Source organism: uncultured Paraglaciecola sp., from assembly GCF_937123705.1.
Lineage (GTDB): Bacteria > Pseudomonadota > Gammaproteobacteria > Enterobacterales > Alteromonadaceae > Paraglaciecola.
This window is the reverse complement of the sequence record NZ_CAKZKO010000060.1, coordinates 1-10,155: the sequence shown is the minus strand read 5'-3', so window position 1 is coordinate 10,155 and position 10,155 is coordinate 1. Positions and strand designations below refer to the sequence as shown.

Genomic DNA, 10,155 nt, shown 5'->3' with positions numbered 1-10,155 from the left:
TAACCTTGTGAACAGCGGCAAGTTTACTTGTCCGGCTGCTTTACGTTGTTATGTTGCACTGGCACAAACTAGGAGGATGAATTGATTAATTTAATAAATGATGACTGCCTTAAAGCTATGGCAGAAATGGATGATTGCTGTATTGATTTAACAGTGACTTCACCACCATACGATAACTTGAGAACATACAAAGACAGCCTAGAATGGGGCGAGCATGTTTGGAAGCCTATTTTAGAGCAGCTTTATAGAGTGACTAAAAAAGGGGGTGTTGTAGTTTGGGTGGTTGGCGATGCGACTATCAAAGGTAGCGAGACAGGAACAAGTTTTAGACAGGCATTATACGCTGTGGAATGCGGGTTTAATGTGGAAACCATGATATGGGAGAAAACGGGGAGTGGATGCCTTGGCAGCAACAAGTATTATGGTCAGAATTTTGAGTATATGTTTATATTTGCTAAAGGTCAGCCAAAAACAACTAACTTAATAAAAGACCGAGAGAATAAAGTTAAGTCTGGTACTGTTAAAGTCAATGGTGGATTAGACAAAGAAGGGAAAGGGAAAACCAGAACAGTGGAGCGTAAACCGTTAGGTAAGCGCAACAATATATGGAGATTCGACACTCAAAAGAATAGCGACCATCCCGCACCTTTCCCATCGGCTATGGTAAACGACCATATCATATCTTGGAGCAACGAAGGAGATACAGTGCTTGACCCTTTCATGGGTAGTGGCACTACTGGCAAGATGGCGAAGATGAACAATCGTGATTTTATCGGAATTGAGAAGGTTGAAGAATACTTTAAGATTGCACAAGATAGAATTAGTGCAACATAACCAGGTGTTATACGGCTTCTCGTAGTTCATCGCGAATTTTCATAATGATGATCCCTAAGTGATTACTGCCTTTCCCTTTGCAAATACCCCAGAAAGTGTCGCCCCAAGTGTTCCCTTCTTGTATCTCTCTGTCACCAGTACCTAGCAGTTTTGACTTTAATGGTTCTTGTGCATACTTCTGACGGGTTAAATCTTCCATTACTTCTAATTTAACCTCGTCCCAATCGTTCCTAGTTGTCACCTTCTTGCCAGCTCGTTTTGCCTGCCCCGCCGTCATGCTAACAAAAGGCTTACGCTCATCTGCAATAACAGTTTTGGCCGCTTGGTATGCGTTCTCAGTAGAGGGGTATGCCACACCATCCAAAAATACTTCGCAACGAGTGAAGTTGCTCAACCATCGTTTGTTGCCCTGAAATTCTTTAATCATTGTAGCTCTCCATAAAAGCCGTATAACAACGCCATTAAAATCGGACTTCGTTTCACTCGCCGCTTATGGCAAGGGTTATGCGGCCCCTAGCGGGGCGGCTTTAGTTTGTAAAATTTAATCAGTAGCGCGGGTAGTTTCTTTCGATGCCGCGTATGCAGCGATCCGCTTCGTCAACTTTGCTCATGGCTGTTCTCCGCGTAATGCTTTTCGAGGCGCTTTAGCGCGTGGCTGATGCCGGAGCGGGAAAACGACAGGTCAGTTATATAAAACATAACGACCGCCTGTTCTGCTTGCTGGTAGTCATCAAAATCGCCGGTACTGATGGCCGTGAATATACGATCACTGTCTCTATTTTGCTGCTCTAATGTTTCACTCATGGTTGTTCTCCGGTGGTGATAAATCTGCATAGAGGTGTTGCGCCAACTCTATATCCTCTCTGCCTAACTGGTATTCTCCCTCCCCGAAATCAACACCAACATGGCCGACTGCTTGCAGCAGACTCAACAGTTTATCCCTGTGAGCTATCCACCCATCATCTGTGGAGCGGGGAATTACTACTTCTAGCATTGCATGACACGTTGCAACCATGAGGCGACCGTTCGGGCTTTCAGGGTCGAACTCTTTGGTATCTTCCCGCGTTGCATAGCCATGCTCAGGCGCTAGAAGCTCGTAAGTATCGTGGAACTGTTTGGCTAGATTTAGGGCTTGCAGTAGCTTGTCACTATCGCTGGTCATTGGGTGGTTCCTCAATCAGAGCCTTTACCATGTTAGCTAGAGCCGCTATCGAAGCGCCGTGGTTGCCAAAATACTCTGCTACGTTTTTTCCATTAAACTCTTTGCCGTCGAACTCTGTGGCATCGTGTTTTGCGTCTGCCGCTATATCTGAGCAGACTTCGATCATCTTTTGCTTGTTCACTCTCCCGCCTCCTGTTGTTGGGTGTTGGCTGGCACGAATATCATTTCGCACTTAAAACCTCTCGCTTCACACTTTTCCTTTCCGTCATAGTATTGACTGATGATTGAGTTAGGGCTGGCCAAAACAAATGCGAGCAACGCTAGAGTTACAAATAACATGACGTTCGGATTCACCCCTCACCCTCCTGTGTAGTATCCATCGCTGGCATATCTGCATTATTCATATCTATTCTCCTAATGGGTGGCCTATCCCCGCTCTAGTACAAAACCATTTGCGCCGTTTCGTTTCTAAACCGGGTCTTAGCTATCTCGCAATATTCCATATCTATTTCACAGCCAACAAAACTGCAATTATGTTTGTGTGCTGATATTGCCGTAGTCCCTGTCCCTAAAAACGGGTCGAAAACCATATCGCCAGCCTTGCTAAAATTGCTCAATATCCTGTCGGTAAGCGCGACAGGAAAACCAGCTCTATGGCTGCCTGTAGCCGATACGTTTTTGCCTATCTGCCAAATATTATCCAGCGTACCTCGTTCAAAATTGCACTCTGTAAACTGCCTTGTCTTTGCTTGCTTGCTCAATACAACAATAAGCTCATACCTGCTGTTCAGCGTATTTTCGCCTATGGCTGGTTGTGCTGGCCCTTTATCCCAAACAATAAGCTCCTTAATAATCTCGGCGCAGTCTCCAAGCATTTTAAATAACGCGGGCTTGTTGCCGGTTATCATCTGGATATTAAAAAACGCGATCGTGCTTACTCTGGCCAGTTCTAGCGCGACTTCCGTTATAAATTGTCGATATTCATCCATCGGCAAGTTGTCTGCATAGCGCTCATATTTTGTGGATAGCTCTTTAACAATTTGCCTACTGCAATACTCGCCATTTCGTACACGAAGATTCATATTGTAGGGAGGGCTTGTTATTGCAATATCGAAAGCACCATCCGCTTGCTCTCGCATATATTCCCTGCAATCAATATTTAAAAACTCTGCGCTCATTCCAGCTCCTTTAATGGGTGGCTCACCCCAACCACACTAGGCTCTCGTTAGAAAGCCCAGCCAAGTGCTACGATGGTTCGCGGCAGAGCCATAAACTTTTCTTGTTGCCATCAATACTCGATCCGCACTCGATCCAAGTGGCCTTCTGAGATAGCCAGGACAATCGCTGCTGCTGTTTCCAGATCAACATTGCAGGTCATTTCAAGCTGGTTAGCAACGTGCGCATTGACCATAGCGCGGTGTTTTTCATCGGCTTGGCGTGCAGCCTCGGCTTCTGCCTTTTCCCGCTGCTCCCGCTCGATTTTTTCGCGCTCTTCACGCGCAGCCTGCTCAACTGCCAGTTTTTCGGCTTCTACAGCTTCCTGTGCAGCTTGCTCCCGGCGCTCTGCCTCTTCGGCTGCTTCCCGTTCACGACGGTCAGATTCTTCCTGCGCGCGCTGTTCAGCCAGCTTTTGAGCCTCTTCTGCGGCTGCTTTCTCCCGCTCTGCTTTGGCTATGGCTACCTGAGCATCCTTCTCGGCGCGTTCGTTGGCCTCACGCTGCATTCTTTCGTGCTGTTCCTGCTGGCGCTTGGCCTCGGCTTCTCGGCGCTCCTGCTCTTCACGCTCGGCTTTTTCGGCGCGCAACTGCTCCAACTCAGCCTGTGCCTCTTCGTACAATTTTCGCTCTTCGACCAATTTTGTCAGTATCGCCAGCGTTTCTTGGTAGCGCTCTTCGGCCATTTCCGCAAATTCTTCCCATTTCCACTCGTCACGATGCTTTGCCAGCTCTCCAAGGCGCAATACCAGCGTTTTGTGGTCGTAGACAACACCATCGTGGTCGCTGGCATCAGTGAACACAGAAAACAGCTCCATGCGCTCTGCGTGGCGAGCTATGCGCTGATCTTCTGCTGCTTCCCATTCCACAACCGGCGCTTTGGCTTGGTCGCGTAGCGCGTCCAGCGTGTCACGCCAGCACTTGCGATGGCTATCAACAGCTCTGGCTTTGGCCTTCCAGTCGGAAACCAGCTCTTTGCCCTTGTCGTCCAAAAAGGTTTTGGTGCGCGATACCTGATAGGCCAGACTTTTCATTGTGGCTCGATCTTCTTCGTTCGCAACGTCCAGTCCATGACTGCCATCTTCAACAATCTTTTCAACTTCGGTAATCATTACCGCCAATAATGCCCTGTCGGCAAAGACTTCGGCGGGATCAGCTTTCTGGATCGCTGCCGGTAGTGTGTTTGTGCTTTCGATTGTTTCGGTTTCCATATTCACTCTCTCATTTAAGGTTGTATTGCTCGCGCAACTGTTGGTGTTTCTCGCTTAGTTGTGCGTTGAATTTTTGCAGCATCATCGCCAGCGTTAAAATAAATTTTTCATCACGCTCTACGCGCACACACACTGGCGGTAGGTCTGGATGATAGGAAAGAAAATCACACCACTTGCGACCAGTCACATAAAGCTGGCCCTGCACTTGTGGCAGGTAGGTGCTCGGCAATGCTGCCTTTTCCATGTAGCTGATGTGCGTGGAATCTTTCGGGCATTTGATTTCCAGTGATCCATCATCGCCAACCAATCCGTCTGGACTCGCGCCTTCTTCGCGTTGTTCGTTGCGATAGCACAAGCCTGGCACTTCAATCAAAACGCCTTTGGCCATTTCATACCAAGATCGCGCTTCTGGCTCCAACTCTTTGCCGCGTTCGATGTAGTGCATTCCATCCAATGCGTTTTCGCGGGGGCCAGCAATGCGTTCGGCCAGCAGTGTGCGCATATACGTCATGCGCTGATCGGATGATTTGCCGGTGCTGGTGATAATTTTGTTGAAGGCGCTGGCTGTGGGAATCCCACTACGAGCAGCGAACCAGCCTTCGCTACCTTGTGGGCTGCTATCGACTATCATGAGCCAGCGCTCGCAGCAGCAGCCTGTTCCAACTTGTCCATGACGAAATCAATTTTGCTCGCCGGTATCTCTTCGATCGATTCAATGCCTTTGGTTTTCAGGTAATTCAGAAAAGCATCCTGCGACAATTCGTGCTTGACCATGTAGCCGCGCAGGCCTTCTGCCTGCAACTCGCTGATGGGCGCATCCTCAACATCGGGAATGATGCCATCGTTATCTTCGCCTGCCGACAATCCCAGTAAGGCTTTTAGCGTGTAGCGCTGCAAGTAAGTCACAGTCGATCCGATCTGCTGGATAGGGTTCTTCTTGCCGCTACTGTCCGGCGCAGAACTCATACTGGTTTCTTCAAAATGGCCAGCGCTGTGCGTTACGCGACAAGTCACAGTAACCATCGCGTTTTCTTGCACGACATTAAATGTCGGGGCCAGCTCGCAACCGCCTAGCGCTGCGGAAATTGTCAGCATAATTCCATCCAGCGATTCATGGTCATACGATGTTGTGCTGCCATCATTGTTTTTGAATAGAACGGCTTGGTCTTTCTTGATCGCCGGAACTATGGCGCGGAAATGAGCGATCGCGGCGGCATATGATTTGCGCGCTTCGTTCTCTTCCCATTTAAGCTGCACCTGTAACAGTTGATCAAGTTGCGCAGGATCGATCTGCTGGCCGCTCGACATGGCCATTGCCACCATTGGGTGCATTGCTGCTGGTACTGGTGCTGGTGCTGGCAATGACTGTTCAGGGTCAATCATTACGATCCTTCCTGTCTCGGCAAACTCATGGCTTGGTGGTTTGTTGTCGGTTTCTACGTCTACGGGTTTTTCATCACTCATGGTTCTCTCTCCAAACTATCTGCTAATGCCATCAAGGGCATGATTAAACAAACGGCCAGCGTGATACAGATCATGCCGGAATTAAAATGCTGCGCGACCAGTGAGGCCAGCAGCGCAGCACAAAGGATTGCGTATTTCATGGTTGCTTCTTCCTGAATTTATAAATGTTGCTTTGTCGTCGCTCATTGCAGAAAGGCCTGTTTTCTGTAGCCATCCGCTCGATGTATTCGCCAATCAGCATTTGTTTAAGTGCGATCGTTTTCTTGATCCGCTCGATCTGCTTTTCCAACATCTGCACTGAGCTCAATTCTCGATCCAAATCGAAATTAGGTATCTTGTTGGACACGTTTAACAGGCTCCACTTTGGCAGTGCATTCAACGGAACATGACCAGAAACATTTAGTAGCCTTCCGAACAAGCTTTTTGATTTTGATGAAATGGTTAGCCTTCTTTCCGCATCCAGCGCAGATAGGCTTTCCGGATTGGATTTCTAAACTTTGTGCTGGCATCGTGATACTCCAAGTAGTCGGCCATAGCGATCGCGTTCGCCAGTAGGGCAAACGCAACAGCTAGGCAGTAAAATAATTCAAACATTAGTAACCCTTTGCATTTGTTGTATAGTTATACTAGACTCTGAATATACAGTTTGCAAGCCAATTACAGGTTTTATTTGGTAGGCATGATAAACAACTAGACACACACTCGGACTACATAGGACACATCGAATCACATGACTAAACGCAAACCGCCCAGGATCACGGAAGAAATATCGCTGGAAGATTACGTCAATCAGTACAGCCATAGCTCTGCTGCTCGCGTGATTGGTTGTCATCGATCAGCTATCGGACAAATGCTTAAAGCACAGCGCAAAATCTGGTTTGAGTTGTACGACGATGGATCACACGACTGCTACGAAATCAGCAGGCCTGGCAGGAATCGCCAGCCAGTCGATCTATCACAGGAAGTTTCTTAGGCTGCTTATGCCTTTTTACCCGCTTCGGCGGGTTTTTTATTATCCAGCTTAGAGAGAGTCAAGATCGATGCACCACTATCGCTGGAACATCGGCAGCTATCGCCGCGACACAATGCACTTGTCACTGCTCGAACATGGCGTTTACCGCCAGTTGATCGATAGTTATTACATGAATGAAGGGCCGCTCACGCAGGACATTGAAGAGCTGGCGCGCAAGCACATGGTTCGCACTGATGAAGAAATGACCGCGTTGCATTCCATACTTGATGAGTTTTTCACCAGATCAGAAAACGGATATTGGCATCATGGCTGCAATAAAGAGCTGGAAAAGCTGTTCGCTAGGTCTACAAAGGCCAGAGAGAGTGCTGCTAAACGCTGGAAAGATAAGGTAAATCATGCGAACGCATTGCAAACGCATTGCGAACGCAATACAAACGCATAGCGAACGCAATGCGAACGGTATGCTACCCAGTAACCCAGTAACCCAGTAACCCAGTAACCCAGTAACTAAATACAGTAACTAGCACGCTGCCTGTGGATAACTTTGAGGTTTATTTAAAAAATGCCAGCAAAACATGGACACGGTAGAAAAGAACCTGGAGTCACTCGAAGGGAAATATTAGATATTCTAGAGAAAAGCGAAAAAGGCGTGCTTACAAAACAAGTTGCTGATGCTCTTGATATGACTGCATCGACAATAGCGCGAGAGCTTTGCTGGCTACGCGATGAATATGGTTGGACCTTTGAAGATCGAAGCATTGAGCCGCCGCGTTGGCGTTTAACTTACGAGTACAAACTGCGCAAGGGAAAGAAAAAACATCCGCTGCGCTGTCAATTATCAAAATATGGTCGCGAACTATCGATGCAGATAGAGCGCAAGAGAATCGAGGCACTTCACGATGATGAAAGCGAAAGACGCGATGGAATCGATTACGATTCAATTCCCCAGTTTATCCAGTGTCGATAACATCGACTGGGATGATATTAACGATGTGCGCGCTACTGCTGCGGCACTCAAAGCCGAACTGGAACTGCTACAAGAAGATAAAAAAGTTGTACTGGCTAGATTGATGCACATTCATTCCAGCAAGCCAGACTGCAAATCGGCTGCAATGCAGGAGCGAGAAGCAAGGCGCGATCCAAAGTATGCTGATTGCCTGGCTGAAATCAGGATTGTTTCTGAAAAGCTGTATCAGGTGCAGGGCTGGCTAACTGATCTGCGCGTTCGCGTGGATATTTGGCAAACAAAGCAGGCAACATTGCGCGAAGCAAAGCGCATTGATTCATTTCAAAACCGAGGGAATCCTGCCTGATGCGCAAAGAACGAAACTGGTTCAACAGTGACAGGAAAAGCCCCAGCAAATACGGCAATGTGCGCACCGAGTACAACGGCTACCGCTATGACTCGAAGTTTGAGGCTGAGGTGGCCGCTTCGCTCGACTGGCAGAAAGAGGCCGGACAAATTACCGACTGGGAGCGTCAGTACAAACTGGAAATGTGGGCATACGATTGCAACGGCGATCGAGCGATGAAAAAAACCCACAAAGTAGATTTTCGAGTGCATGAGGTTGATGGCAGTTTCACACTGCTAGAAGCCAAAGGCGCAGAAACACAGGATTACCGGGATCGCCGCAACTGGCTTGAAAAGCTATGGCTCCCTGAACATCCTGATCACGTTTACGAAGTAGTGCGTTGCCCACCCGGCAAGGCCGCTCGTCGTAGACCCAACTTCAAAGCAATTCATAGAGGCAAACCATGAATCTGACCAGCAATTGAAAGACAAACTGTTCCGCCTGACTGTTAAATCCATGCTCTCACCATTATTGTTTCACGTGAAACAATTGGCCGCTATTTGCACAAGCATTCCGTTTCGATTGAGGCCGTGTGAGAATAGCGGACACAAACCGCACAAATTACTCCACGCGCGCGAGAGGTAGGGAATATTTTAATTTATGGCTTGCCTTTAATGATATTATAGTACATACTGTATTCAAGCGCTGAGGGAATGGCCCGAAGGCTAAAACAGAAAGGCATCTAAAATGAAATTATTTAACAGAGACAACACTGAGGGCTACACAGCCGAAGAATTGGCCGGTCTTAATTCGGAGTGGGAGAAAATTGTAGAGAGCGAAGGATTAGAGGAATTCACCGAAGAGTACGATTTTGCTGCCAAGACATTTAGCGACAAAGTAGCAAATCGTTAATGGCTGGGGGCAAGCGTGAGGGGGCTGGACGCCCCCCAATTGCGCCAGAGTTAAAAAAAATTCCCAGCACAGTAAAATTGTCGAGATGGGTAACAGAATGGCTAAATGAGCAGCCAGAGGCCAAAGCGGTTTTGATAGAACGGGCTGTTATAAAAGCCTACAAGCTGAATCCGCCCCGCTAGGGGCCGCATAACCCCAAGCTCACTGCGCGAACGAAGCGCCAGCGTAGTGAGTCCAGTGCAGCGTGTTGTTATGCGCTTTTACACAAATAATTTAAAATAATGCTTGTTTTATTTAAATAGTTGGATATAATGATTACATCAATTAAGAAAACGGAGCAAAGAAAATGGTTACAGTAACTTACAAAGTTTATTCAAAAATCCTAAACAAAGAATTTATAAACACTAAAGAAGTAAAAAGCATGGATGATTTCAGACTTTTCGCTTTAAGCCTAAACCTAGACTACGAAATTATAGAGGCCGCGTGAGCGGCCATAGGGTTTTCTATGGATAACTATGAGTATGTAGATATTGAGTCTACCAAAAAACAGTTTGATGCATGGCTGAGTGAAAACAATATTGACAGCGCACTCAAGAACCCAGATATACACCAGATGATGTTGCGAGCGTTTAGGGCTGGCTATGAATCTGGATACGACGAAGGAATGTGGGATCACATTTCAGGCTAAAAACGGGGTGACTATGAGCACAGATCAAAGCGTAGACACGGTTCAATATTATCGCTCAACAATAATTAGGCATGAGCCGGGAACTACTGTTTGTTGGGCTGAAGATAATATAGGAAGGCAGTGGGATGTTGATTGCGATTTACTGCCAGAAGGCGCGTCCGTGATAGACGTTACGGATGACCACACTCCAGAGCCAAATCCTGAATTTATAGTTAGAAATGGGATTTTGGAGAAAGTGGCATGACCCCTTCACAGCAAGCCAAAAGCGTAGGGCTGAAAAGCCTTACGCAAGTAAGCCAGATAACCGGCGTATCACTAAACACGCTCACGAACTGGCACCGAGATAAACCAGAATTATTTAGAATTGTGCTGCTTGGATGTGTAGCTGAGATTAGCGCATAACCC

At 47.3% G+C, this 10,155-nt stretch carries 20 protein-coding genes; 10 read left to right on the top strand and 10 right to left on the bottom strand.

What is annotated here, in order from left to right; all coding sequences use genetic code 11:
• Positions 1–81 precede the first annotated feature (81 nt).
• On the top strand, positions 82–834 hold the full coding sequence (locus tag Q0688_RS10270; protein ID WP_299075630.1) for a site-specific DNA-methyltransferase: 753 nt from the start codon (positions 82–84) through the stop codon (positions 832–834).
• Positions 835–841: 7 nt separating this feature from the next.
• Here Q0688_RS10270 and Q0688_RS10265 read toward each other — a convergent pair whose 3' ends face one another.
• The 10 genes from Q0688_RS10265 to Q0688_RS10220 all read right to left on the bottom strand — a co-directional run bounded on the left by Q0688_RS10265 (position 842) and on the right by Q0688_RS10220 (position 6,479).
• Positions 842–1,261, bottom strand: a complete 420-nt coding sequence (locus Q0688_RS10265) for an NADAR family protein (RefSeq protein ID WP_299075627.1) — start codon at positions 1,259–1,261, stop codon at positions 842–844.
• A 170-nt stretch (positions 1,262–1,431) separates the two neighbouring features.
• Entirely contained in the window at positions 1,432–1,638 is a 207-nt protein-coding gene (locus Q0688_RS10260; RefSeq protein WP_299075624.1) for a hypothetical protein, read from the bottom strand.
• Complete coding sequence (locus tag Q0688_RS10255; protein ID WP_299075622.1) at positions 1,631–2,011, bottom strand: hypothetical protein; 381 nt, start codon at positions 2,009–2,011, stop codon at positions 1,631–1,633. The genes Q0688_RS10260 and Q0688_RS10255 overlap by 8 nt, the downstream gene beginning before the upstream one ends.
• Positions 1,983–2,228, bottom strand: a complete 246-nt coding sequence (locus tag Q0688_RS10250; RefSeq protein ID WP_299075619.1) for a hypothetical protein — start codon at positions 2,226–2,228, stop codon at positions 1,983–1,985. The genes Q0688_RS10255 and Q0688_RS10250 overlap by 29 nt, the downstream gene beginning before the upstream one ends.
• 205 nt (positions 2,229–2,433) lie before the next feature.
• A complete protein-coding gene (locus tag Q0688_RS10245) occupies positions 2,434–3,174 on the bottom strand; it encodes a site-specific DNA-methyltransferase (RefSeq protein ID WP_299075616.1) in 741 nt (246 codons plus the stop codon).
• A gap of 110 nt (positions 3,175–3,284) precedes the next feature.
• Complete coding sequence (locus tag Q0688_RS10240; RefSeq protein WP_299075613.1) at positions 3,285–4,421, bottom strand: hypothetical protein; 1,137 nt, start codon at positions 4,419–4,421, stop codon at positions 3,285–3,287.
• A gap of 10 nt (positions 4,422–4,431) precedes the next feature.
• Positions 4,432–5,052: a lambda exonuclease family protein gene (locus Q0688_RS10235; RefSeq protein WP_299075610.1), complete on the bottom strand. Its 621-nt coding sequence runs from the start codon at positions 5,050–5,052 to the stop codon at positions 4,432–4,434.
• A complete protein-coding gene (locus Q0688_RS10230) occupies positions 5,049–5,885 on the bottom strand; it encodes an ERF family protein (RefSeq protein WP_299075607.1) in 837 nt (278 codons plus the stop codon). The genes Q0688_RS10235 and Q0688_RS10230 overlap by 4 nt, the downstream gene beginning before the upstream one ends.
• Positions 5,882–6,025: a hypothetical protein gene (locus Q0688_RS10225; RefSeq protein WP_299075604.1), complete on the bottom strand. Its 144-nt coding sequence runs from the start codon at positions 6,023–6,025 to the stop codon at positions 5,882–5,884. The genes Q0688_RS10230 and Q0688_RS10225 overlap by 4 nt, the downstream gene beginning before the upstream one ends.
• A gap of 301 nt (positions 6,026–6,326) precedes the next feature.
• On the bottom strand, positions 6,327–6,479 hold the full coding sequence (locus Q0688_RS10220; RefSeq protein WP_299075601.1) for a hypothetical protein: 153 nt from the start codon (positions 6,477–6,479) through the stop codon (positions 6,327–6,329).
• A gap of 136 nt (positions 6,480–6,615) precedes the next feature.
• Here Q0688_RS10220 and Q0688_RS10215 point away from each other — a divergent pair, with 136 nt between their 5' ends.
• The 9 genes from Q0688_RS10215 to Q0688_RS10175 all read left to right on the top strand — a co-directional run bounded on the left by Q0688_RS10215 (position 6,616) and on the right by Q0688_RS10175 (position 10,152).
• Positions 6,616–6,858 carry a Cro/CI family transcriptional regulator gene (locus Q0688_RS10215; protein WP_299075598.1) on the top strand — a complete coding sequence of 81 codons (243 nt, stop codon included), beginning with the start codon at positions 6,616–6,618 and terminating at the stop codon, positions 6,856–6,858.
• A gap of 67 nt (positions 6,859–6,925) precedes the next feature.
• Positions 6,926–7,300: a YdaU family protein gene (locus tag Q0688_RS10210; RefSeq protein ID WP_299075595.1), complete on the top strand. Its 375-nt coding sequence runs from the start codon at positions 6,926–6,928 to the stop codon at positions 7,298–7,300.
• A 120-nt stretch (positions 7,301–7,420) separates the two neighbouring features.
• Complete coding sequence (locus Q0688_RS10205) at positions 7,421–7,825, top strand: hypothetical protein (protein WP_299075592.1); 405 nt, start codon at positions 7,421–7,423, stop codon at positions 7,823–7,825.
• Positions 7,758–8,171: a hypothetical protein gene (locus Q0688_RS10200; RefSeq protein WP_299075589.1), complete on the top strand. Its 414-nt coding sequence runs from the start codon at positions 7,758–7,760 to the stop codon at positions 8,169–8,171. Before Q0688_RS10205 ends, Q0688_RS10200 begins: the two co-directional genes overlap by 68 nt.
• Positions 8,171–8,617, top strand: a complete 447-nt coding sequence (locus Q0688_RS10195) for a DUF1064 domain-containing protein (protein ID WP_299075586.1) — start codon at positions 8,171–8,173, stop codon at positions 8,615–8,617. The genes Q0688_RS10200 and Q0688_RS10195 overlap by 1 nt, the downstream gene beginning before the upstream one ends.
• A 280-nt stretch (positions 8,618–8,897) precedes the next feature.
• Positions 8,898–9,062 (top strand): hypothetical protein, encoded by a 165-nt coding sequence (locus Q0688_RS10190; protein WP_299075583.1) that lies wholly within the window; start codon positions 8,898–8,900, stop codon positions 9,060–9,062.
• Positions 9,063–9,567: 505 nt separating this feature from the next.
• Entirely contained in the window at positions 9,568–9,750 is a 183-nt protein-coding gene (locus tag Q0688_RS10185; protein WP_299075580.1) for a hypothetical protein, read from the top strand.
• A 13-nt stretch (positions 9,751–9,763) separates the two neighbouring features.
• On the top strand, positions 9,764–9,994 hold the full coding sequence (locus Q0688_RS10180; RefSeq protein WP_299075577.1) for a hypothetical protein: 231 nt from the start codon (positions 9,764–9,766) through the stop codon (positions 9,992–9,994).
• Positions 9,991–10,152: a hypothetical protein gene (locus tag Q0688_RS10175; RefSeq protein WP_299075574.1), complete on the top strand. Its 162-nt coding sequence runs from the start codon at positions 9,991–9,993 to the stop codon at positions 10,150–10,152. The genes Q0688_RS10180 and Q0688_RS10175 overlap by 4 nt, the downstream gene beginning before the upstream one ends.
• Positions 10,153–10,155: the final 3 nt, after the last annotated feature.